Here is a 23436-nt window from a genome sequence, read left to right as displayed (position 1 = left end):
GCTCCTAGATGTGGACGGGGTCGAGCGTGCTGGCCGCGAACAGTTCATCCACGCCCAGTTGGCGGACGGCCAACCCCTGTTCGTACGAATAGCGCGTCATCGCTGCCAGCGTCTTGCGGTTGGCTTCCACGCCGTAGGGCCAGAAATCCCGGCCCATGACGGCCTCGGTCGATTCCAGTTCGGCGGTCACCCACGGCAGCCCGATCTTCAGCGCGGTGACTTCGCGCAGGTCGCGCTCGGCGATTTCCTTGGCCTGGGCGAACGCCTTGTACAGGCTGGAGGGCAGCCACGGATGCGCCTGGGCGAGATCCTGGCGCACGCCCAGCGCGTGCATGATGGGGAACAGGCCGGTGCGGGCGTAGTACGCCTGCTCGACCGCGCGGTAGTCGGGGTACAGGCGCTGGACCCGGGGATGGCCATCGAGCAGGCACGACGGCGCGCGGGCGGAGATGACGGCGTCCAGTTCACCGCTGGCCAGCAGGTTCGACAGCGAGCGGCCTTCGGGTGCGCTCGACAGCGGGAAGCCCGGCGGGAGGTTGAGCGGAAACTTGTCCTTGCGGCCATACTGTTCCAGGCCACCCTGGACCCAGTCGATGTCGGCGGCCTCGATGCCGTACTCGTCCTTCAGGAAGCCCCGCACCCACAGCACGGCGGACATCTGGTACTCGGGCAGGCCGATGCGCTTGCCGCGCAGGTCGGCCGCGCTGGCGATGCCGCGGTCGTTGCGGATGTAGATGGCGGAGTGGCGGAAGGTGCGCGACAGGAAGACGGGCAGGGCGACGTAGGGCGCGATGCCGCGCGACAGCGCGATCAGGAAGGGACTGAAGCCGATCTCGGCGACGTCGAACTCCCCGTGGAAATAGGCGCGGTGGAAACATTCCTCCACCGGCATGGGAAGGTAGTTGACCTCGCAGCCTTCGACGGTGACGCGGCCGTCCAGCAGCGGACGGACCCGGTCATAGTCCCAGGTGGCGATGGTGATGGGTAAGCGGGCCATGATGCTCCTGCGGTTCGATCATCGGCGCCCATTCTAGACCTCAAAAAATCAAAAGTATAGATTTTTGAGTTTTAGAGGTTTAGCATCGAGTCTGCGCATGCCGGACCATCCATTCGAAAGACACAGGCATGCGTATACGAGGAGACTTCCATGCACCGATCCATCGCGCGTTGCGCGCTTGCCGCCGTGTTCGTCTGCGCGTCCGCGGCGGCCCAGAAACCTTCCTATCCCGACCGGCCCGTGCGCGTGGTCGTGCCCTATGGACCGGGCACGGCGCCGGACATGATCGCGCGCGTCGTGAGCGAACAACTGTCGCGCCAGACCGGCCAGTCCTTCGTGGTCGAGAACAAGCTGGGCGCCGGCGGCAAGATAGGCACCGAAGCCGTGGCCGATGCCAAGGCCGACGGCTACACGCTGCTGCTGGGCGGCAAGGACACGCACGGCATCCTGACCCATCTCTATCCCGACTGGCGCATCAAGCCGGAGAAGGACTTCGCGCCCGTCGCGCTGCTGGCCCGTATCCAGAACGTGCTGCTGGCCAGCCCCAAGCTGCCGGCCTCGAATCCGCAGGAGTTCCTTGCGCTGGCCAGGCAGAAGGAGTTGCGCTATGGCACGCCCGGCGTCGGCACCAACCTGCACCTGGCCGCCGCCTACCTGCAGAACAATTATGGGCTCAAGCTGCTGCACATCCCGTACAGCCGCAGCTTCGCCGAGGCCTTGCCGGCGCTGGCGCGCGGCGAGCTGGACCTGGTGGTGGCCGGCCTGCCGCCGGCCATGCCGCTGCTCAAGGACGGCCGCATCAAGGCCATCGCCGTGACGGGCACCCAGCGTTCGCGCTTCGCGCCGGACATTCCCACCTTCGCTGAATCCGGCGTGTCGGGCCTGGAGTCGGGCGGCTGGTTCGCGCTGTTCGCGCCCAAGGGCGCGCCTCAGGCCGCCGTGGATGCATTGTCGAAAATGGTGGCGACGGCGCTGCGCGAGCCCGCCGTGGCAGAGAGACTGTCCGGCGTCTATGCCGACCCGGCCCCGTCCTCGCCCGCCGAACTGGGCAAGCTGGTCGCCGACGAAACGCAGCGCTGGGGCAAGGTCGTGGCCGATACCGGCATAAAAATCGAGTAGAAGAAGAGGACCCCCCCTACGCGCTGACGCGCGCCCCCCAGGGGGCGAAACCGGCGGACCGGCAAAGCCGGATCCGCGGTTTCCTGGGTCTAGGGAAAAGATCTTGGACTGAAGCACGGTTGCTATCGCTGGCTGCCAGCGGTAGCAACGGTGTAGCGTACCAAGAAACAGGCACTAGACCCAGGGCGCCGCGGATCCGGCTTTGCCGGTCCGCCAGCGCCGCCCCCTTGAGGGGGCCCGCGTCAGCGGGTAGGGGGTGGGCTTCCCCTGGGGGTCAAAATAGTACCGTCGACAGTTTGCGGCGGTACTGCGAGACCAGCTCGGGTTGGGCCGAGGCCATGTCGAAGACGGCGATCAGGGTCTTGCGGCCGATTTCTTCCTGGAAGCCGCGGTCGCGCTGGACGATTTCCAGCAGTTCGTCCATCGCGCCGGCCCAGGCGCGGCGCGCGATGCGCTTGTTGGCCAGGTCCAGGCGCGCCTGCAGGTCGCCGGGGTTCTGCTGGATGCGGGCCAGCAGCTCGGTTTCCTCGGGCGAGTCCTGCGCCTGTTCGACCGCGTTCAGGGCGGTCTCCAGGTTGGCGTAGTGGGGATCGGCCTTGGCCTGCGGCGTCAGCAGCGCGAACTGGGCCTTGGCGTCTTCGGGCCGGCCGGTGGTCAGCAGCAGCTCGACGTAGTCCATGCGCGCCGGATCGTAGGCCGCGTCCAGGACCAGCGCCGCGCGCAGGTGTTTCTCGGCCGTGGGGACGTCGCCGGCCTGCATGGCGGCCATGGCCTGCTGGTGTTCCTGCTCGTGGGGCAGCGGCAGCAGGCGGTCGATGAAGGCGCGGACCTGGCCTTCCGGCAGCGCGCCGTTGAACTGGTCGACCGGGCGCCCATCCAGGATGGCGACCACCAGGGGAATGCTGCGCGCCTGGAAGTGGGCGGCCAGTTGCTGGTTTTCGTCGACGTTGACCTTGACCAGCTTGAAGGCGCCGCCGTAGTCGCGCTCGAGCTTTTCGAGGATGGGGGTCAGCGAGCGGCAGGGGCCGCACCAGGGGGCCCAGAAATCGACCAGAACCGGCTTTTCGCGCGAGGCCTGCAAGACCTCGGCTTCGAAATTGGCGAGCGTGACATCCATACCGGGAATCCTATGGCTATGAAGCAGTAATCAAACAGAGATTGTGCTTCATTTTTCCCGAGGGCGGGCCGGGTCTCCGGTTGCGGCTGCATCGTGCGCGAAGGCCCGCAGGTAGGCCGTCAGGCGCCGCACGCCGGGCGTGGCGAGCTTGCGCGTGTGGGAGATCAGGTAGAACGAGCGGTCGAGGCGGGGCAGGTCCGTCGGCAGCTCGACCAGTTCGCCGGTCGCCAGCATGTCGCTGACCACCCAGCGCGACAGGCAGGTGATGCCCAGTCCGCCCGCGGCGGCGCGCTTGATCGCTTCCGAGTTGCCGAACTCGATGCCCGATTTCATGTGGTGCAGGTATGGGGTCAGCGCTTCGCGTATGGTTTCGCGGGTGCCGGAGCCTTCCTCGCGCAGCAGCCACGTGGCGGCGCGCAACTGGGCGGTGGAGATCCGTCCGCCCGTCGGCGGCACGATGGGGTCGCGCGCCCCGGCCACGATCACGAGTTCGTCGGTCAGCCAGGGTTCCACGGTCAGCTCGGGCTGTTCGCACGGCCCCTCGACCAGGGCCAGGTCCAGCTCGAAGTTCACCACCTGCGTGGCGATGGCCAGCGTGTTGGCGATGGCGACGTGGGCGGTCCATTGCGGCTGTCCGCTGTCCGCCAGGTCGCGCTGGAAGCCCGCCAGCAGGGTGGGCAGCACGTAGTTGCCGATGGTGGTGCTGGCGCCTATGCGCAGCCCGCCCACGTGGCCCTGGCCGTCGCGGGCCCAGCGTTCGATCGCGGTGGCGCGGTCCAGCAGTTCGCGCGCCTGGGGCAGCAGTTCCCGGCCATTGTCGTTGAGCACCAGGCGCTTGCCCACCCGGTCGAACAAGGCCATGTCCAGGGCCCGCTCCAGGTCGTTCAGCGCCGCGCTGGTGGCGGACTGGGACAGCGCCACGGCCGTGGCTGCGGCGCTGGTGCTGCCGGTGTCGGCGACGGCGGCGAATATCTGCAATTGGCGCAAGGTCAGGCGCAAGGCTTCCATATAACTCGAATTACCAGTTTTCCAGTTTGAATATACAAAAATAAACCGTTTTGACGGATCGAAGGGCTTGCTTAGAGTGGAGGGCATTCATTCCAGAAGTTATTAGCTTATGTCGAATTCGTCTGCTACCCACGTCGCCGCCGCCGGCCAGCCCTCCCAGGGCAAGGCCGGATTCTTCAGGCAGGCGGCCCCCGGTCTCCTGCTGGCCGCGGCCATCGGGGTCGCCGCGATGGGGCTGGCGGGGTGGGATTTCTTCGCCAGCCGGGGGTTCAGCGCGCTGACGCTGGCCATCGTGCTGGGCATGCTGGTGGGCAACACCGTCTATCCGCGCATCGCGGCGCCCAGCGCGGTCGGGGTGGGCGTGGCCAAGCAGACGTTGTTGCGCGCGGGCGTCATCCTGTATGGCCTGCGCCTGACCTGGCAGGACATAGGCGGCGTCGGCGCCGCAGGCGTGGCCATCGACGCGGTCATGCTGCTGTCGACCTTCGGCCTGGCATGGCTGGTGGGCACGCGGGTGTTCAAGCTCGACCGGACCTCGGCCTGGCTGATCGGCGCCGGCGGCTCCATCTGCGGCGCGGCCGCGGTCATGGCCACTGCGCCGGTCCTGCGCGCCAAGGCCGACCAGGTCGCGGTGGCGGTCGCGACCGTGGTGGTGTTCGGCACGGTGTCGATGTTCCTCTACCCCTTCCTGTACGAGCTGAACCAGCAGTGGGGCCTGATCCCCGGCGGCACCCACGGTTTCGGCGTCTACGTCGGTTCCACGGTGCACGAGGTGGCCCAGGTCATCGCCGCGGCCCGCGCGGTGGGAACCGAGGCGGCCGACACCGCCGTCATCGCCAAGATGGTGCGGGTCATGATGCTGGCCCCGTTCCTGCTGGCGCTGTCCGCCTGGCTGGCCTGGGAATGCGCGCGCGGCAAGGCCGAAGGCAAGGGCGAGGGCAGCGGCCTGTGCATCCCCTGGTTCGCCGTGGGCTTCATCGCCATGGTCGTGTTCAATTCGCTGGTGGCCATCCCCGACTGGCTGATGTCGGCCGCGATCGACTTCGACACTCTGCTGCTGGCCATCGCGATGGCCGCGCTGGGGCTGACCACCCACGTCGGCGCCATCCGCCGCGCCGGGCTGCGTCCGCTGCTGTTGGCCGGACTGCTGTTCGTCTGGCTGGTGGGGGGCGGAGCGCTGGTGAACGCGCTGATCGGCTAAGACCTGTCGCGGGATCGCCCCAGGGACGGGCATCCCGCTGCGGCGATGCCGTGGCGGGTTAAAATCGCGCTTTTCGACGCTCGCCCGCTGCCCCGGCACGCCGGGTGCCCGCAAGGTCCCACATGTCCAGTTCCCCTTCTTCCTCTTCTTCCTCCGGGGCGGTGCAGATCGGCATCGTCATGGGGTCTTCCAGCGACTGGGAGATCATGAAGCATGCCGTCGTCGTGCTCGACGAGTTCGGCGTGGCGCATGAAACCCGCGTGGTCTCGGCCCACCGCATGCCGCTCGACATGGTCGAGTACGGCGCCGAAGCCACCCGCCGGGGCCTGCGCGCCATCATCGCGGGCGCCGGCGGCGCGGCCCACCTGCCGGGCATGCTGGCGGCGCTGACTCCGGTGCCGGTGTTCGGCGTGCCGGTGCCGTCCAAGTACCTGCGCGGCGAGGATTCCCTGCTTTCCATCGTCCAGATGCCCAAGGGCGTGCCGGTGGCCACCTTCGCCATCGGCGAGGCGGGCGCGGCCAACGCGGCGCTGCACGCGGTGGCCAACCTGGCCTGTACCGATCCGGCGCTGCGCAAGAAGCTCGAAGCCTTCCGCGCCCGCCAGACCGAGGCCGCGCGCGCGATGGCGCTGCCCCCGGGAGGCCAGGCATGAGCGGGGACAAGCAGGCGCGCGTGGTGCAGCCCGGCGGCTGGCTGGGGCTGCTGGGCGGCGGACAGCTGGGGCGGATGTTCTGCCATGCCGCGCAAAGCATGGGATACCGCGTGGCGGTGCTGGATCCGATCGCCGATTGTCCCGCCGGCGCGGTGGCCGACCTGCACATCCGTGCCGGCTACGATGACGAGACCGGCCTGGCGCAGCTGGCCGAACGCTGCTCCGCCGTCACGACCGAATTCGAGAACGTCCCGGCGGCCAGCCTGGAGAAGCTGGCCTTGCGCTGCCAGGTCAGCCCGGCCGCTGGCGCGGTGGCCATCGCCCAGGACCGCATCGCCGAGAAAGGCTACATCGCCTCGATAGGCGTGCCCGTGGCGCCCTATGCCGAGATCCGCTCCGAGGCCGACATCGCCGCGGCCTCCGCCTCGCTGTATCCGGGCATCCTGAAGGCCGCGCGGCTGGGCTACGACGGCAAGGGCCAGGCCCGGGTCGAGTCGGCCGAGCAGGCCCGCGCCGCGTTCGCCTCGTTCGGCAACGTGCCCTGCGTGCTCGAGGCCCGGCTGCCGCTGGAGTTCGAGATTTCCGTCGTGGTCGCGCGCGGCTTCGACGGCGAAGTGGTGACCTATCCCGTCTCCGAGAACGTGCATCGCGACGGCATCCTGGCGATCTCGACCGTGCCGTCGCCGCGCGCCTCCGAGGACATCGTGCGCCGCGCCCGCGCCGCGGCGCTGCAGGTCGCGGCCGGGCTGGAGTATTGCGGCGTGCTGTGCGTGGAGTTCTTCGTGCTGCCGGGCGAGCGCCTGATCGTCAACGAAATCGCGCCGCGGCCGCACAACAGCGGCCACTACAGCATCGATGCCTGCGTCACCAGCCAGTTCGAACAGCAGGCGCGGGTGCTGGCAGGCCAGCCGCTGGGGTCGTCCGATCCGCTGGCCGCCTCGGTCATGCTCAACATCCTGGGCGACATCTGGTTCCAGGCGGGCGAACAGGCCGCCGAGCCGGCCTGGAGCCGGGCCTTGCAGGCGACCGGCGCCAAGCTGCACCTGTATGGCAAGGCCGAGGCGCGGCGCGGCCGCAAGATGGGCCACGTGACCTGCCTGGGTACCGACCGGGCGCAGGCCGAGCGCAGTGCCGCGCAGGTGGCGGCGGCGCTGGGCATTGCCTATCCGTAGCGGCATGAGCGCGCGCATCCTGCCGCCCACGCCCGACGCCATCGCGCAGGCGGTGGCGCTGCTGCGGGCCGGGCAACTGGTGGGCCTGCCCACCGAGACGGTCTACGGCCTGGCCGCGGATGCCTCCGACGCTGGGGCGGTCGCGCGCATCTTCGCCGCGAAAGGCCGGCCCAACGACCATCCCGTCATCGTTCATGTCGCGGCCGACACCGACCTGTCGCGCTGGGCCGCGAATGTTCCCGACGTCGCCCGCCGGCTGATGGACGCGTTCTGGCCCGGGCCGCTGACGCTGATCCTGCCGCGCGCCGCCGGCGTGCTGGATGCCGTGACGGGCGGGCAGGACACGGTGGGGCTGCGCTGTCCCTCGCATCCCGTCGCGCAGGCCCTGCTGGCCGCCTTCGACGGCGGACTGGCCGCGCCGTCGGCCAACCGCTTCGGCCGGGTCAGCCCGACCACCGCGGCCCACGTGGCCGACGAGTTCGGCGACTTGGTGCCGCTGGTGCTGGACGGCGGTCCGTGCGAGGTCGGCATCGAGTCGACCATCGTCGACGTTTCCACCCAGATTCCCATCCTGCTGCGTCCGGGCCATGTCTCGGCGCTGGCTCTGTCCGAGGTGCTGGGCAGCGCCGTGCTGACCCGGGCCCAGATGGACGCGCAGCGCCCGGTGCCGCGCGTATCGGGATCGCTGTCGGCGCACTATGCGCCGCGCACGCCGCTCAGGCTGGTCGATGCCGGCCGGCTGGCGGGCGAGATCGCCGCCGAGGCGGCGCGCGGCCGCTCGGTGGGGGTATGGTCGCGGCAGGATCCGGGCGGTGCCGCCTGCTGGCTGGAGGCGCCCGCCGATCCGGAGCGCTACGCGCAGTCGCTGTACGCGACCTTGCGCGAATTGGACGGCAAGGGAGTGGATGTCCTGCTGTTCGAACAGCCGCCCGGCGCGCCTGCCTGGACGGCGGTGCGCGACCGCCTGGGGCGGGCGGCCGTGGGGTCGGGCGAGGCCTGAGCTACTGCTTGCGCGCGTAGGCGAACCAGCCCGCCGACTGGCCGCTGTTGGTGGCCATGATCAGCAGCAGCGGCTGCTTGTCCTTTTCCGTCAACCGCATCGCCACGCCCTGCATGCTGGCGCCCGCGTGCTGGCTCAGGCAGTTCGTGGCGCTGCCGAACGAGAAGGTCGTGGTCGCGTAGTTCTTGCCCGACGAGGCCTTGGCCAGCTTGCCATTGATGCTGCACGTGTCCGGTCTGCCGCTGACCTGCGAGTTGGCCGAAAAATCGCCGTTGGACTGGATGGTGAATGTCACGGACGAGCTGCTGATGCTGTCGCGGCCAGTCCATGTGCCGGCGTAGTTGGCCAGGTCGAAGGCGTCGTTGTACTGGCTGCTGAAACTGGAGGAGAAGGTCACGTTCTGGCCCAGGTTCCCGTCGAAGCTGGCCGCGCTGGTGACCGTGCCGGTCAGGTTGGCCGTCTCGACCGTGGTGTCGCCGGTGCCGAAGGTCTTGCCTGTGCCGGTGAAGGCCTTGCCGTTCAGGGATCCGGTGCCGCGGGTCATGCGCCGGACCTGGCTGAAGCCCTCGCTCCAGGACATGGCCCACAGTTCGTTGCTGGGCGTGACCAGCATGCTGAGCGACAAGGTGTCGCTGGTGAGGTTGCCGGTCCAGATGCCCTGCGCGTCGCTGTTGCTCCCGCCGTCTCCGCTTCCGCCATCGCCGTCGCCGCCCGAGCCGAAATAGCCGTTGCAGGCGGTCAGGGACAGGGCGCAGAGCAGGGCGAGGACGGTGCGACGATGCATGGGAAGCCTGGCGGGTAAGGGGTTCAGGGGGCCTTGCGCGGCCGCTGCGGTGTCAGGTCGAAGCCGCCGGCATGGAACACCAGCGGCATGGCGTCGGTGTGGCCGCAGTGCTCGACTTCACCGACGAAGATGCAGTGGTCGCCTTCGCGATACCTGCTGCGGTTATAGCATTCGAACCAGGCCGTGCAGCCGTCGATCAGCGGGGCGCCGTGGCGGCTGGGCCGCCAGGTGACGTGCGCGAAGCGCTCGGCCGGATGGCCGCGCGTGGCGAAGCGCCGGGCGACGTCGATCTGGTCGGCCGCCAGCACGTTCACCGCGTAGTGGCTGGCCGCTTCGAGCACCGGCAGGGATCCGGAAGTGAGCGACAGGCTCCACAACACCAGAGGCGGGGACAGCGACACCGAATTGAACGAACTGACCGTCAGGCCGACGGGATGTCCGTCGGCGCCCATGGCGGTGACGACCGTCACGCCGGTGGCGAAGCGGCCCAGGGCGGAGCGGAAGGCGGTGGAGTCGAAATCCGGAAGAGCTGCGGGCATCCAGGGGGAGGGCTGACGCACCCAGGGTGCGGGTGGCGTGGCTGATGTTGCTGTAAACCCTCATTCTATCCGGGAGGCGCGGAGCGTGTCGCGATTTCCCTTGCCAGGAGCTCGAGCGTCAGGGGGGCGCTGCCCTCGGCCTTGTTGTTGGCCACGATCCAGGCCGGCTGGCCCGATGCGTGGGCGGCCAGCGCGGCCTCGGCCAGGACCCGCCGTGTCTCGGGGTCCTGGACCTGGATCTTGTCGAAAGGCGAGAAGCGTGCCTTGGCTGCTTCGTAGCGCTGGCCCGCCAGCAGGCTCCAGCGCACCACCAGTGGCCCGGGGCCGGTCGCGGCCACGGCTTGCATCTGGCGCGCCGCCGACGGCATCCGCGCATGGATGGCCACGCAGTAGCGCACGCCGCGTTCCGCCAGCATCTTCATCATGCGCGGCGTGACCGCTTGCGGGTCGCGGAACTCCACCGCGTAGAAGGGGCGTTCATGGCCCTGCGAGGCAGGCAGCGGCGGCAGCGCGGCCAGGAAGGCCGACAGGCGGGCAACCCAGCCGGCGGGGTCGCCCAGGATCTCGGGCGGCAGCGGAGAGAACTGGAATACCAGCGGGCCCGCCTTGGTGCCCAGGCCTTCCAGGCAGGGCGTGACGAAATGGTCGGTGGCCAGCACCGGATCCAGGAAACTGGGGTTGGGCCCGGACGGCGCGCCACGATCGTCGCGAAGCACGGCATCGGTTACCAGGTTGGGCGCCTTGACGACGAAACGAAAGCCCACGGGCACCTGGTGCGCGTAATGGGCGTACTGCTCGGCGGTCAAGGGCGCGTAGAAGGTGCGGTCCAGGCTGACGCTGTTGAGCAGGGGGTGCGAGGAATACGCGGGCAGGCCCTCGCGCGACAGCAGCGATTCGCTGGCCTTGGCGCCGTAGACGATGCCGTTCCAGCCGGCGAAGGCCCACGACGAGGTGCCCAGGTGCAACTGCCCGGGCATCGCGGCGCCCAACTGCCGCAGCGCGTCGGGGTGCTCGGCGGCCGGGATCGTCTTGGCCCGGCTCTTGGCCTTGGCCGGCTTCGGGGCGGGCGCGTCGCCGAAGAACGAGCGCTGTGCGCCGTCCTCGCCGTCCGCCGGCTCGTCCGGATCGGAAGACGGGTCCTGCGGGATCATGCGGCGGTCATGGCGCCAGGCGCACGATGTGCCAGCCCCCTTCGGACCGGGGGCGATAGAGCAGGCGGTCGTGCAGGCGGGACGGCCGGCCCTGCCAGAATTCGACGGCGTCGGGCACGACGCGGTATCCGCCCCAGTGCGCGGGGCGGGGGGGATGCTCGCCCAGCTCGGCCAGCAACTGGGCTTCGCGCGCCCGCAGCACGTCGCGGTCGGGAATCTCGGTGCTCTGGTCCGAGGCCCAGGCCCCGATGCGCGAGGCCAGCGGCCGGCTGTGGAAATAGGTGTCCGATTCCTGGTCCGAGGCCAGTTCCACGCGGCCTTCGATGCGGATCTGCCGTTCGTGCAAGGGCCAGAAGAACAGCAGGCTGGCATAGGGCAGATGAGCCAGGTCTCGCCCCTTGCGAGACCGGTAGTTGGTGTAGAACACGAAGCCGCGTTCGTCGTAGCCCTTGAGCAGCACCGTACGCGCGGCCGGGCGGCCGCGTTCGTCCACGGTGGCCAGCGCCATGGCGTTGGGGTCGGGCAGCTTGTCGGCGACGGCGCGGCCGAACCAGGCTCCGAACAATTCGAACGGCGAGGCGGGGGCGTCGGCTTCCAGCAAGGCGCCCTGCTGGTAGATCTGGCGGATGTCGGCGATGGACATGATCGGCGGAAAGAAAGGACTCCAGCCCTCACTATACCGGGTTGCCGCCGTCGTCCCCGCCCGTGGCGGCCAGGCATTGCGCGAGGCGTTCGAGCGCGCGGTCGCGTATTCCGTGGGTGCGCAGCGCCCGCGCGGTGTCCAGCACGTAGTCCACGCAGGCGCCGTAGCGGCCGTGGCCCTGGCGGATCGCCGCCAGCAGTTCGGTTTCCCGCAGGCCGCCGGCATAGCCCGTGCCGCGCCGGTCGATCACGAAGGCCAGCGCGTCGACGGGGCCCTGGGTGGTCTGGCAGCGCAGCCAGCGGGGCAGGTAGGAGCCCATCATCATTTCGCGTTCCCAAAGGGTGGCGAAGACGGGCCGGACGTCGGCGGCGGCGATGCGCAGCGCGAAGCCGCGGCAACTGCCGCCCCGGTTCAGGCCGAACACCAGTCCCGGCGCGGACAACGTGCCGCGATTGATGCGCGACCACAGGCACAGCGAACGGTGGTAGCCGCGCACGACCGCCTGGCGCCGTTCCTGCAAGGGAAAGCCGGCATTCCAGATGAGCGAGCCATAGGCGTACACCCAGACGTCGTCGCGCGGGCGCCAGGCGCTCAAGGCCGCGTCGATGGACGCCTGGCGCTGGGCTTCGGTAAGCAGCAGCGGGTGGTATTCGGGCGGGAACGTATCGGTGGACACGTCAGTTGGCCTCGCTGCGCCGCGCGGCCACGGGCCGCTTGGGCGCGCGGTTGAAGATGCCGCCCGCCAGCAGGCAGGCCGCCACGGTCCAGAAGGGCAGTCCCAGGCCGGCCAGCGCGCTCAGGCTGCCGAAGGCCAGCGGCAGCACGAACTGGCCGCCGTTGATGGTCGCCATGCGCAGCCCCAGCGCCTCGGCGGCGCGGCCGGGCGGCGCGTGCGCGTGCAGCAGCGCCAGCAGGCTCGGCTGGCCGCTGCCCAGCGCCAGGCCCAGCAGGAAGGCCAGCATGATCAGGATGGGGACGTCGCGGAAGAACGGATACAGCACGTAGACCGCGCTGGCGGTGAACATGGCGGTGCGCAGCAGGGTCCAGGGCGCCAGGCGCCGCTGTATCCACGGCAGCAGCATGCGGATGACGAAGGTGGCCACGGCGAAGGCCGACAGGATGACGCCTATGGTCGTGGCCGACAGGCCGATCGAGGCGCCGAAGATGGGCACCATGAAAGAGTTCAGGTCCCAGGCGCCCGACAGCAGGGCCGTGGCGACCAGCACGCGGCGCAGGATGGGGCTGGCCAGCAGGTCGCTGACCTGTTCGCGCGAAGCGGGCCGGGTGTTGCTGGCGGCGCGCGGCAGCCGGTGCTGCTGCCGCAGCAGCAATCCCAGGGCGCCCAGCTGGCACAGCAGCAGCACGCCGAAGGCCCAGCGCACGCCCAGGTGGTCGATGGACAGGCCGGCCACCAGCGGGCCGCCGAAGCCCGAGATCGACAGTGACAGGGACAGCCGCGAGAAATTCAGGATGCGCCGGTCGGGCGTGGCATGGATGCCCATGACGTTCTGCACCGCGATCTGGCACACCATGCAGCCTATGCCGGTCAGGCAGCTGGACAGGAACAGCACCTGCGTATCGGGCACGATGAAGGGCAGCAGGTTGCCCGCGATCAGCAGGCTCACGCCTATGCGCAGCGGGCGCCGCGCGCCGATGTGATCGACCCAGCGGCCGGTGTGGACCGACAGCAGCATGGGGACCAGCGCGAACAGCGCCATCAGCACGCCCACCGTGAAGCTGGAGGCACCCTGCGCCAGCGCGCCCAGCGAGACGGTCACCCGGCCGCCGGTCAGCGCCATGTGGCTCAGGATCGCCAGCGTGCAGAAGACGGCGACACCGCGGTCGTCGAGCGGCGCGTCGTGCGGCTGCTCGGGGGCGGGGGCGTCCTGGCGCGGCGTGGGTGCAGGCAAGGTGGGGAGCGAACGGGAAAAATGTCGCCGTGGTCTCGCGGCGGTTTCTTATGGCGGGGTCCATTCTACCCCCGGGGGCCGGGGAAGAGGGCGGCCCGGCGGGCTGCTAACATCGGAGCCGTCTTCGTTCCGGCCGCTGGCAGGCTGTTTCCATGTCTTCTCGTCTTTCCCTCCCGGAGTTCCCGTCATGAGCTGCGACCTCGACACCGAGCGCCGCTTCGGCGGGCTGGACCGCCTGTACGGGGCGGGCGCCCTGGACGCGTTGCGCGCGGCGCGCGCCACCGTGGTGGGGCTGGGCGGAGTGGGATCGTGGGCGGCCGAGGCGCTGGCCCGCAGCGGCATCGGCACGCTGACGCTGATCGACCTGGACCACATCGCCGAATCCAACATCAACCGCCAGGTCCACGCCCTGGGCCGCACGCTGGGGCAGTCCAAGGTCGAGGCCATGGCCGACCGCATCCGCGACATCTCCCCGCGGTGCGTGCTGAACCTGGTCGACGATTTCCTCGAGCCCGGCAATGCCGCGCGGCTGCTGGCCGACGAGGCCAGCGTGGTGCTGGACTGCACCGACCAGGTGTCGGCCAAGATCGCGATGATCCTGCATGTCAGGCGCAGCGGTGCGCCGCTGGTGGTGTGCGGCGGGGCGGGCGGCAAGACGGACCCGCTGGCGCTGCGCGCGGGCGATCTGTCGGAAGCCGTCAACGACGCGCTGCTGGCCAAGATCCGCAACCAGCTCCGGCGCCAGCACGGCTATCCCAAGGCATCGACCGCCGCGGGCAAGCCGGCGCGCCGGGTGCCCAAGATGAAGGTACGCGCCCTGTGGGTGGACCAGCCCGCCCGGCTGCCGGCGGCCTGGACCCAGGACGTGGACGCGCCGGCCGGGGCGCCGCAGGGCCTGTCCTGCGCGGGCTACGGGTCGGCGGTCACGGTGACCGCCGCCATGGGGCTGGCGGCGGCGCATGAGGTGCTGCGGGTGGTGTTTCCGGCGGAACGCTAGGGCCCATTCCCGGCCTGTGCGAGGCTCCTTTTAGCGGGAACAGGCCCTAGTCCAGGACCACGTCGAACCAGCCGCGCAGGGCGTTGGACAGCCGCAGCCCCCGCGCACGGCCAAGGTCGGCGCGCGTCACCACGGCTTCTTCCACCTTTTCCTCGTCCAGCAGCGCGGCGCGCTGCACGCCGGGCAACAGGCCGCAGGACACCGGCGGCGTGACCCAGCGCCCGTCCAGCAGCAGATAGGCGTTGGTGCGGCTGCCCTCGCACAGTTCGTCGCGCTCGTTCAGGTACAGCAGGTCGAAGTGGTCGGGGTGGCCGGCCAGCCAGGCCGCCGCGCTTTCGTACCAGGGGCGCCACGTGGTTTTGTGGCGCAGCAGCGCCGTGCCCGAATCCAGGCGCTCGGCGGCCAGCGCCACGCGGGGGCGGGACGGCAGCGGCGGCAGCGGCGAGGTCTCGACCTCGACGGCGCCGTTGTCCGCGACCAGCACGCGCATGCGGTGGCCGGCGCCTTCGGGCAGCGTGGCGGCGGCCCGGGCGATGGCCCGCTGCACCGCGTCCACCGACCAGTGGTAGGCCAGTTCCGAACACGAGGCACCCAGCCGCTCCAGGTGCCAGGGCAGCAGCGGCATGCGCCCGTCGTGCTCGACCCGGATGGTCTCGATCAACTGCGGCCGCATGCTCAGGACGCCTTGGCGGCCGCTTCCTGCGGCGCCATGAACTCGGCCAGGACCCGGCCGGTGTGCGAGCGCGCGCGCTGCGCCATGACGTGCTCGGGCGTGCCCTGCACGACCACCTGGCCGCCTTCGTTGCCACCCTCGGGGCCCATGTCCAGCAGCCAGTCGGCCTCGGCGATGACGTCCAGGTTGTGCTCGATCACCACCACCGTGTTGCCGGCGTCCACCAGCCGGTGCAGCACGCGTATCAGCTTTTCCACGTCCGCCATGGACAGGCCCACGGTCGGTTCGTCCAGCACGTACAGCGTGTGCGGCGCCTTGTAGGCCCGGCCGGTGCGCATCGTGCCTTCGTCCAGCCTGGCCTTGGCCAGCTCGGTCACCAGCTTGATGCGCTGCGCCTCGCCGCCCGACAGCGTGGGCGAGGGCTGGCCCAGCGTCAGGTAGCCCAGCCCCACGCTTTGCAGCAGTTGCAGCGGGTTCAGGATGGACGGATGGGCGGCGAAGTACTCGACGGCGTCGTCGATCTCCATCGCCAGCACTTCGCCCACGCTCTTGCCGCGCAGGTGCACGGCCAGGGTCTCGCGGTTGAAGCGGGCGCCGTTGCAGGCGTCGCAGGGCACCTTCACGTCCGGCAGGAAGTTCATCTCGATGGTGCGCATGCCCTGGCCCTCGCAGACCGGGCAGCGGCCTTCGCCGGTGTTGAAGCTGAAGCGCCCGGCGGCCCAGCCGCGCATGCGCGCCTCCATCGTGTCGGCGAACTGCTTGCGGATGGTGTCCCAGAAGCCGACGTAAGTGGCGGGGCAGGAACGCGGCGTCTTGCCGATGGGGGTCTGGTCGACCTCCAGCACGCGGTCGATGCCCTTCCAGCCGTCGATGCCGGCGCAGCCGGTCCAGCCGCTCTGTTCGGCGGCGTCCTTGCCCACGCGGCGTTGCAGGTTGTCCAGCAGCACGTCGCGCGCCAGCGTCGACTTGCCCGAACCCGACACGCCGGTCACGACGGTCAGCCGGCCGACGGGGAAGCTGGCATCGACGTCGCGCAGGTTGTGCAGGCGCGCCTTGCGCACCGCGATGCGCGGCGTATCGTCGTTGATCGCGCGCCGGGGCTGGAGCGGATGCTGCAGGGGATGGGCCAGGTACTTGCCGGTCAGCGACGCGGGGTTGGCGATGATGTCCTGCACCCGGCCCTGGGCGACGACGGTGCCGCCCCGCACGCCGGCACCCGGGCCGATGTCGATCACGTGGGCGGCGCGCCGGATGGTGTCCTCGTCGTGCTCGACCACGACCAGCGTGTTGCCCTTGCCTTCCAGCCGCGACAGCGCGTTCAGCAGGATGCGGTTGTCGCGCGGGTGCAGGCCGATGGTCGGCTCGTCCAGCACGTAGCAGACGCCCTGCAGGTTCGAGCCCAGTTGCGCGGCCAGGCGGATGCGCTGGGCCTCGCCGCCGGACAGCGTGGGCGCGGCGCGGTCCAGCGCCAGGTAGCCCAGTCCGACTTCCTCCAGGAACTCCAGCCGGCTGCGCAGCTCGGCCAGGATGTCCCGCGCGATGTCAGCCTCGCGGCCCGCGGTTTCCAGGTCGCGGAAGAAGGCGCCGGCATCGCGCACCGCCAGCGACGACAACTGCGCGATGGAGCGGTCGCGCCAGCGCACCGCCAGCGCGTTGCGGTTCAGGCGCTGCCCGTGGCAGTCGCCGCAGGGCTGCGCCTCGCCTTCGTACCAGGCGTTCCAGGCCGTTTCCTCGCCGGTCTGCTCGGCGTCGAAGCCTTGCAGCTTGAGGCCCGTGCCGAAGCAGGACGGGCACCAGCCGTGCTTGGAGTTGTACGAGAACATGCGCGGATCGGGCTCGGGAAAGCTCAGGCCGCACGAGGGGCAGGCACGCTTGACCGAGAACACGCGCTGCTCCAGGTCGGGCGCCGGCGCCTCGGCGCCGCTGGCCATCGCCACGCGCAGCTTCTGCAGTGGCCAGGCCACGCTCATCACGCCGTGGCCGTGTTCCAGCGCCTCGTGCACGGCGGCCCGCAGCGCCGCCTCGTTGGCCGGGTCGACGACGAAGTCGGCCACCGGCAGGTCGATGTCATGTTCCTTGAAGCGGTCCAGCCGGGGCCACTTGGCGGTCGGGATAAAGGCGCCGTCCACGCGCAGATGGGTGTAGCCCTTGTTCGACGCCCACTTGGCCAGGTCGGTGTAATAGCCCTTGCGCGCGCTGACCAGCGGCGCCAGCACGCCGATGTGCTGGCCCTTGAGCTCGCGCATGATGCGGCTGACGATCAGGTCGAAGGTCTGGGGCTCGACCGGGATGTCGCAGTTCGGGCAATACTGGGTGCCCAGCTTCATGTACAAGAGGCGCATGAAGTGGTGGGTCTCGGTCATCGTGGCCACGGTCGACTTGCGGCCGCCGCGGCTGGTGCGCTGCTCGATCGCCACGGTGGGCGGGATGCCGAAGATGGCGTCCACGTCCGGTTTGCCCGCGGGCTGGACGATGGACCGCGCATACGCGTTCAGCGATTCCAGGTAGCGGCGCTGTCCTTCGTTGAACAGGATGTCGAAGGCCAGCGTCGACTTGCCCGAGCCCGACACCCCCGTGATGACCGTGAAGGTGTTGCGCGGAATCTCGACGTCCACGTTCTTCAGGTTGTGCTCGCGCGCGTTCTTGATCTCGATCGCCCGCGCGGCGTGGCGGCGGCGGGACAGCAGGTTCTGCAGCGGCACGCCTTCGGGTTCGTCGTTGCGCGCGACCACGTAGGGTTCGAAGCGCTCGGCCACGGCGGGCGCCGGGACGGCGGCCTGGGCATCGGCCAGGCTGCCGATCTCGGCCTCGTATTCCCGCAGCGCGCGGCCGGTGTGCGAGGCCGGATGGTCCATGATGGCCTGTGGCGTGCCGGTGGCCAGGACTTCCCCGCCGGCGTCGCCGCCTTCCGGGCCCAGGTCGATCAGCCAGTCCGAGGCGCGGATCACGTCCAGGTTGTGCTCGATCACGACCAGCGTGTGGCCGGCCGCCAGCAGCTTGCGGAAGGCGCCCATCAGGCGCGAGATGTCGTCGAAGTGCAGGCCGGTGGTGGGCTCGTCGAACAGGAACAGGCTGCCCTTCTTCGACAGCTTGGCGCCGATGGTGGAAATGCCCGAACGCGCCGCCTCGGCCAGGTGGCCGGCCAGCTTCAGGCGCTGCGCCTCGCCGCCCGACAGGGTCGGCACGGGCTGGCCCAGGCGCACGTATTCCAGGCCCACGTCGGCCAGCGGCGCCAGGCCGTACTGGATGTCGCGCTCGCCCTCGAAGAAATCCAGGGCTTCGGTCACGGTCATCTCCAGCACGTCGGAGATCGAGGCCGCCCGGCCCTTGCGCTCGATGGTGACTTCGCGGATCTCGGGCCGGAAGCGGGTGCCGTCGCAGTCGGGGCAGCGCAGGTACACGTCGGACAGGAACTGCATCTCGACGTGTTCGAAGCCGGTGCCGCCGCAGGTCGGGCAGCGGCCGTCGCCGGCGTTGAAACTGAACATGCCGGCCGTGTAGTCGCGTTCCTTGGACAGCCGCGCCTGGGCGAACAGCTTGCGCACGCCGTCGAACGCGCCCACGTAGCTGGCCGGATTGGAGCGCGCCGTCTTGCCGATCGGGGACTGGTCGACCATGACCACCTCGGCGATCCAGTCGTCGCCCAGGATGCGGTCGTGCGCGCCGGCGGCCTCGGTGGGCTTGCCCTTGAGCTTGAGCAGGGCGGGGTACAGCACGTCCTGGATCAGCGTCGACTTGCCCGATCCCGACACGCCCGTCACGCACACCAGGCGCCCCAGCGGGAACTCCACCGTCACGTTCTTCAGGTTGTGCTCGCGCGCGCCCTCGACGATCAGCCGGGGCGTGTTGGCGTTGACCGGCATGGGGCGCGGCGCCGCCACGTGGCGGCGGCCCGACAGGTAGTCGCCGGTCAGCGTTTCCGCCTTGCGCAACTGCGCCGGCGAGCCGTTGAAGACGATGTTGCCGCCGCGCTCGCCCGGCCCCGGGCCGATGTCGATGACGCGGTCGGCCGCCAGCATGACCTGGGGATCGTGCTCCACCACCACCAGCGAGTTGCCGGCGTCGCGCAGCCGGTGCATGACCTCGACGATGCGGTTCATGTCGCGCGGATGCAGGCCGATGGACGGCTCGTCCAGCACGAACAGGGTGTTGACCAGGGATGTCCCGAGAGCGGTGGTCAGGTTGATCCGCTGCACCTCGCCGCCCGATAGCGTGCGGCTCTGGCGGTCCAGCGTCAGGTAGCCCAGGCCGACGTCGCACAGGAACTTCAACCGCGCGCGCACTTCCTGCAACAGCAGCTCGGTGGCGGCATCCATCACGCCCTCGAAGTGCAGGGCATCGCAGAACGTGCGCACGCGCTCGATGGGCAGCAGCATCAGGTCATGGATGGACAGGCCGGGCAGGGCCGTCAGGGTGGCGTTGCCCCACGACACGTTCACCGGCCGGAAGCGGGCGTAGCGGCCGTCGGACTCGGGCAGTACCTGGTCGGCCTCGGCCTTGGTGCCTACCCGCCACAGCAGCGAATCGGGCTTGAGGCGGGCGCCGTTGCAGGCCGTGCACGGCGTGTACGCGCGATACTTCGACAGCAGCACGCGAATGTGCATCTTGTAGGCCTTGGTCTCCAGCCAGTCGAAGAAGCGCTTCACGCCGTACCACTGGTGTTTCCAGGCGTCGTTGCCGCCCTTCCAGTCGGGCGTGCCCTGCAGCACCCACTCGCGCTGGGCGTCGGTCAGCTTGCGCCAGGGTACGTCCAGCGGGATCCCCGCGCGGGCCGCGTACTTCACCAGTTCGTCCTGGCATTCCTTGTAGCTGGCCGTCTGCCAGGGGCGAATGGCGCCGCCGCGCAGGGTCTTGCTTTCGTCGGGGATGATCAGGCCGTAGTCCACGCCTATCACCCGGCCGAAGCCGCGGCAGGCCTCGCAGGCGCCCAGCGGTGAATTGAACGAGAACGAACTGGGGGTGGGGGTGGAATAGGCGATGTCGCAGTCGGCGCAGTGGATTTCGTCGCTGAACTTCCACAGCGCGGTTTCCTTGCCTTCCTCGTCCACCACGCGCACGTCCACCCGGCCGGCCCCGAGCCGCAGCCCGGCGTCCAGCGCCTCCATCACGCGGGCCCGCTCGGCGTTGCCGAAGCGGAAGCGGTCCTGCACCACGTCCAGCAACTGCACGGCGTTCTTGCCGGTGCCCACCTTGCGCTTGGCGTGCACCCGCGTGTAGCCCTGGCGTTCCAGGAAGCCGCGGATCTCGTCCTCGCTGTAGTTGGCCGGCACCTGGACCGGAAAGGTCACGACCAGGCGCGGGTCGCCGGCCTGCGCCGAGCGGCGCGCCAGCGAGGCGTGGATGGAGTCGGGCGTGTCCTTCTGCACCGGCCGCGCGCACTGGCGGCAGAACAGCCTGCCGGCCCGCGCGTACAGCAGTTTCAGGTGGTCGTTCAGTTCGGTCATGGTGCCGACCGTGCTGCGCGAGGTGCGTACCGGATTGGTCTGGTCGATCGCGATGGCGGGCGGGATGCCCTCGATGCGGTCGACCTGGGGCTTGTCCATGCGGTCCAGGAACTGGCGCGCGTACGGCGAAAAAGTCTCGACGTAGCGGCGCTGGCCTTCGGCGTACAGCGTGTCGAAGACCAGCGAACTCTTGCCCGAGCCGGATACGCCGGTCACCACCACGAGTTCGTTGGTGGGGATGGTCAGGCTCAGGTTCTTCAGGTTGTTCTGGCGCGCGCCCACCACCCGGATCTCGGGTTCGGCGGCGGTTTCCTGGGGGGAGTCGGGGGAGATGGGGGCGGAGGACATCGTTCGGTTCACGTGCCGGAAGGAGGCCGGCGATTCTTCAATCGTAGCCGTTTAGGAGATGCTGCGAAAATCGCAACGTTTGACAAGATTGCGTAACAGGAAGGTACGGCTATAAAAGGGCGGCCGGGTTACGATATTGCCTATGAGCAAGCGCAAATCCTCTCCGGTCGATCTGTTGGGTGCCGAGGCTGGCGTGTACATCCCGCCGCCCACGCTCGGCGACGTTCCGCCGCCGCCTCGCAGCCTGCGCGTGGCGGTGCTGGTGGCCATCGCGCTTGCCCTGACGGCCGGCACCGTCGCCGTCCATACCATTCCCGAAGTCGGCCATACCTGGCGGGTCGTCTCGCACCAGACCGAAAAGGCGCTGGCGCGGGTGCTGGGCAAGGCCGAGCAGAAAACAACGGAAGTCGTCGGCGGCGTTGCCGGAGGCGCCCCCCAGCGTTGAGCGGCTTGACGGCAACGCCGAAAAATCCGCTAGAATAGCGGGTTAGCCGGATTCAATGACTGGAGATCGACATGGCGGAAAAGAAACGCACGCGCCGCAATACCCTTGAGCGCCGTTGCCTGGGCAAGGCCTTCAAGCGTCTTTTTGTTGGGGCGCCGAAGGGCATTTTCAAGATGCTCGAGAAAGTTAAGCGGGCGTGATGGTTTAGTTTAGCCCCCCCTACGCGCTTACGCGCGCCCGGCATGGTGAGCCCCCAGCCGCTACGCGGCAGCCCCCCGAGGGGGCGGGGACCCGCCTTGGGACGGCCCGGCGCCGGGTCCTCCGGGCGGCACTGGTGGACCGGCGGAGCCGGATCCACTGTGCCCATGGTCTGAAAGCCTCCACTTCGTGGGGGCTTTTTTTTGCCGCGCTCCCTGGGGGGCGGGTATGGCTCAAGAGGCCGGCGTGACGCAGCGGAAGTTCTTGGCGTCTTCCAGCGAACCGCTGCCGGTGTAGCGGGCCTGCTGAGGGTAGGGGCACAGCGGGCGGGTGCGGTCGGGCCAGGGGGCGTCGGAGCCGGGGCGGGCGGAGGCCAGGATCGAGGCGGGGGCGACGCCCTTTTCGACCCAGTCCACGATGGCCGTAACCATGTCGAACTTGTCGGTGGCGGGGCCGCCGCTGCAGTGGTTCATGCCGGGTATCGTGAACAGCCGGGCGAAGTCCGATGCGTCGGCGTGGGCGCGGCGCAGGCCCTGGTACCAGGCGATGGTGTCGTTCACCGAGAACACCGGGTCGCTGTTGCCGTGGTAGACGATCATCTTGCCGCCCCGGGCCTTCAGGGTGCCCAGGTCGGTCGGATCGGGCGGCGTCATGAAGCTCATCGGCGACTCGGCATAGACCGGCGTGGTCGCGAAGATTTTCGGCGCGTCGGTGTCGAAGTCGAAGCCGAGCAGGTAGTCGATGACCTGCGTGCCGGTGCCGCGCACCTGGGTGGGAGGCGTGGTGAAGACGTAGGGCAGCGAGCCGCCGCCCAGGGTCGCGATCAGGGAATTGGGGACCTCGGTGGTCGAGGTCCCCAGCTTCCAGAAGCGCCAGCCCATGGTCGCCACGCCGGCGTCGTAGGGCCAGTCGGCGTACAGGGCCTCGCCCTTGCCGTTCTTCGGGCCGCCGAAGACTTTCTTCAGCGCATCCACCTGCGGGGTGCTCAGGCAGGTATCGGCCTTGGCGCCGGGGCAGGCCAGGTCCTCGGGCTTGAAGGCGGCCTTGCAGGCCACGGGGTCGTCGATCATGCCGTCGGCCGCGCCGTCCAGGGCGTCGCAGGCGGCCACCGTCCGGTCGGCCACCAGCTGCATGTCCTGGAACGAGAATGCCTGGCTGATGATGGGCCGGTCTCCGCCCGTGCGCGGCGCCACGGCGGCGAAAGCCTGGTTGTCCCAGGCGTGCTGCACGGCGGCCTGGGGCAGGTTGAAGCCCGGATTGCCGGCGACGATGCCGTCGAACTGGTCGGCGAAGCGCGAGGCGGCCACCATGGCCTGCCTGCCGCCATTCGAGCAGCCGACGAAATAGGAGTGGTTGGCGCCGCGTCCGTAGAAGCGCTCGAGGATGGCCTTGGCGGTCGGGGTGACCGTGCCGACCGCGTTGTAGCCATAGTCCACGCGGGCCTGGGGGTCGAGGCCGAACAGCGAGCCGCCGACGATGGGTTCGCTTTCGCTGGTATGGCCGCCGTCGGTGCTGGCGACGGCGAATCCCATGGACAGCGCGTTGGTGGAGGCGCCTGCCCCCGTCAGGGTGCCCAGGGCGGGGTTGACGGCGCCATCCGTGCCGCCGCCGCCCTGGAAGAAGAAGCGGCCGTTCCAGGTGTCCGGCATGCGCAGCTCGAAGCCGATGGCGTAGGCCTTGCCGTCGACGTCGCTGTTGCGCAGGTTCAGCCGGCCTTGCAGCCGGCAGTGCGCGGGCACGGACTGCGCGGGGTTATCCGCGGAGACGGCGGCAATGGTTTCGGGGGTGGCCAGTTCAAGCCGGGGGATTCCCAGCGCGGCCGCCGTGATGTCGGCGCAGGCAAGGCGGGGCGGATCGGAAGGTTCCGCGGCGGACGGCCCCGCGTCGTCGGAACCGCCGCAGCCGTGCAGCGCTCCCAGGGCGGCGAGTACCCCGCCGGCCAGATGGCGTTTTTTCATGCTTGTCTCCTCCTCGTGGGCGGCCGCGCGGGATGTCGATTGGCTTCTTCGGGGCGCGGCGGATGACGGATTCAACCGT

General features: G+C 69.7%; 20 protein-coding genes. 8 read left to right on the top strand and 12 right to left on the bottom strand.

The features are described from left to right. Positions 1 to 4: 4 nt before the first annotated feature. A complete protein-coding gene (locus EGT29_RS21775; protein ID WP_124690946.1) occupies positions 5 to 997 on the bottom strand; it encodes a PhnD/SsuA/transferrin family substrate-binding protein in 993 nt (330 codons plus the stop codon). Between the two features lie 150 nt (positions 998 to 1147). Between EGT29_RS21775 and EGT29_RS21770 the strand changes: the two genes are divergently transcribed. Then, on the top strand, positions 1148 to 2116 hold the full coding sequence (locus tag EGT29_RS21770) for a tripartite tricarboxylate transporter substrate binding protein (RefSeq protein ID WP_124690945.1): 969 nt from the start codon (positions 1148 to 1150) through the stop codon (positions 2114 to 2116). 274 nt (positions 2117 to 2390) lie between these two features. On the opposite strand, the gene trxA is transcribed toward EGT29_RS21770, so the two are convergent. Together trxA and EGT29_RS21760 are read right to left on the bottom strand one after the other, a co-directional pair. Next, complete coding sequence (gene trxA, locus EGT29_RS21765) at positions 2391 to 3233, bottom strand: thioredoxin (protein WP_124690944.1); 843 nt, start codon at positions 3231 to 3233, stop codon at positions 2391 to 2393. Between the two features lie 48 nt (positions 3234 to 3281). Next, on the bottom strand, positions 3282 to 4232 hold the full coding sequence (locus EGT29_RS21760; protein ID WP_370283062.1) for a LysR family transcriptional regulator: 951 nt from the start codon (positions 4230 to 4232) through the stop codon (positions 3282 to 3284). Between the two features lie 118 nt (positions 4233 to 4350). Here EGT29_RS21760 and EGT29_RS21755 point away from each other — a divergent pair, with 118 nt between their 5' ends. From EGT29_RS21755 to EGT29_RS21740, 4 genes are all read left to right on the top strand, one after another. Beyond that, a complete protein-coding gene (locus EGT29_RS21755) occupies positions 4351 to 5442 on the top strand; it encodes a YeiH family protein (RefSeq protein ID WP_124690942.1) in 1092 nt (363 codons plus the stop codon). 122 nt (positions 5443 to 5564) lie between these two features. Further along, positions 5565 to 6095: a 5-(carboxyamino)imidazole ribonucleotide mutase gene (gene purE, locus EGT29_RS21750; protein WP_192901768.1), complete on the top strand. Its 531-nt coding sequence runs from the start codon at positions 5565 to 5567 to the stop codon at positions 6093 to 6095. Continuing rightward, the gene (locus tag EGT29_RS21745) at positions 6092 to 7267 is read left to right on the top strand and encodes a 5-(carboxyamino)imidazole ribonucleotide synthase (protein ID WP_124690941.1); all 1176 of its coding nucleotides are present in this window, start codon (positions 6092 to 6094) and stop codon (positions 7265 to 7267) included. The genes purE and EGT29_RS21745 overlap by 4 nt, the downstream gene beginning before the upstream one ends. Positions 7268 to 7271: 4 nt before the next feature. After that, complete coding sequence (locus EGT29_RS21740) at positions 7272 to 8267, top strand: L-threonylcarbamoyladenylate synthase (protein ID WP_124690940.1); 996 nt, start codon at positions 7272 to 7274, stop codon at positions 8265 to 8267. Position 8268: 1 nt separating this feature from the next. Here EGT29_RS21740 and EGT29_RS21735 read toward each other — a convergent pair whose 3' ends face one another. The 6 genes from EGT29_RS21735 to EGT29_RS21710 form a co-directional block, all read right to left on the bottom strand. After that, complete coding sequence (locus EGT29_RS21735; RefSeq protein ID WP_124690939.1) at positions 8269 to 9051, bottom strand: hypothetical protein; 783 nt, start codon at positions 9049 to 9051, stop codon at positions 8269 to 8271. 23 nt (positions 9052 to 9074) lie between these two features. Continuing rightward, complete coding sequence (locus EGT29_RS21730) at positions 9075 to 9590, bottom strand: flavin reductase family protein (RefSeq protein ID WP_124690938.1); 516 nt, start codon at positions 9588 to 9590, stop codon at positions 9075 to 9077. A gap of 65 nt (positions 9591 to 9655) precedes the next feature. After that, a complete protein-coding gene (locus EGT29_RS21725; protein WP_124690937.1) occupies positions 9656 to 10741 on the bottom strand; it encodes a DUF72 domain-containing protein in 1086 nt (361 codons plus the stop codon). A 7-nt stretch (positions 10742 to 10748) separates the two neighbouring features. Further along, positions 10749 to 11387: a pyridoxamine 5'-phosphate oxidase gene (pdxH, locus tag EGT29_RS21720; protein ID WP_192901842.1), complete on the bottom strand. Its 639-nt coding sequence runs from the start codon at positions 11385 to 11387 to the stop codon at positions 10749 to 10751. 28 nt (positions 11388 to 11415) lie between these two features. Next, entirely contained in the window at positions 11416 to 12060 is a 645-nt protein-coding gene (locus EGT29_RS21715) for a gamma-glutamylcyclotransferase (protein WP_124690935.1), read from the bottom strand. A gap of 1 nt (position 12061) precedes the next feature. Continuing rightward, complete coding sequence (locus tag EGT29_RS21710; protein ID WP_238160163.1) at positions 12062 to 13294, bottom strand: MFS transporter; 1233 nt, start codon at positions 13292 to 13294, stop codon at positions 12062 to 12064. 187 nt (positions 13295 to 13481) lie between these two features. On the opposite strand from EGT29_RS21710, the gene EGT29_RS21705 reads away from it, so the two are divergent. Then, positions 13482 to 14291, top strand: coding sequence for a ThiF family adenylyltransferase (locus tag EGT29_RS21705; protein WP_124690934.1), 810 nt, complete (start codon positions 13482 to 13484; stop codon positions 14289 to 14291). Positions 14292 to 14337: 46 nt separating this feature from the next. Here EGT29_RS21705 and EGT29_RS21700 read toward each other — a convergent pair whose 3' ends face one another. Next, entirely contained in the window at positions 14338 to 14964 is a 627-nt protein-coding gene (locus EGT29_RS21700) for an aminotransferase class IV (RefSeq protein ID WP_124690933.1), read from the bottom strand. A gap of 2 nt (positions 14965 to 14966) precedes the next feature. Continuing rightward, positions 14967 to 20756, bottom strand: a complete 5790-nt coding sequence (gene uvrA / locus EGT29_RS21695) for an excinuclease ABC subunit UvrA (protein WP_124690932.1) — start codon at positions 20754 to 20756, stop codon at positions 14967 to 14969. 142 nt (positions 20757 to 20898) lie between these two features. On the opposite strand from uvrA, the gene EGT29_RS21690 reads away from it, so the two are divergent. Both EGT29_RS21690 and EGT29_RS28870 read left to right on the top strand, forming a co-directional pair. Further along, positions 20899 to 21201 (top strand): hypothetical protein, encoded by a 303-nt coding sequence (locus EGT29_RS21690; protein WP_124690931.1) that lies wholly within the window; start codon positions 20899 to 20901, stop codon positions 21199 to 21201. A gap of 71 nt (positions 21202 to 21272) precedes the next feature. After that, positions 21273 to 21401, top strand: coding sequence for a hypothetical protein (locus EGT29_RS28870; protein WP_255465712.1), 129 nt, complete (start codon positions 21273 to 21275; stop codon positions 21399 to 21401). Between the two features lie 231 nt (positions 21402 to 21632). Here EGT29_RS28870 and EGT29_RS21685 read toward each other — a convergent pair whose 3' ends face one another. Further along, on the bottom strand, positions 21633 to 23357 hold the full coding sequence (locus tag EGT29_RS21685) for a tannase/feruloyl esterase family alpha/beta hydrolase (protein ID WP_124690930.1): 1725 nt from the start codon (positions 23355 to 23357) through the stop codon (positions 21633 to 21635). Positions 23358 to 23436 lie beyond the last annotated feature (79 nt).

The sequence above is a fragment of the Pigmentiphaga sp. H8 genome (assembly GCF_003854895.1).
GTDB lineage: Bacteria > Pseudomonadota > Gammaproteobacteria > Burkholderiales > Burkholderiaceae_B > Pigmentiphaga.
Note: the sequence above shows the minus strand (reverse complement) of the source record. Positions and strands in the feature narration are given on the sequence as shown.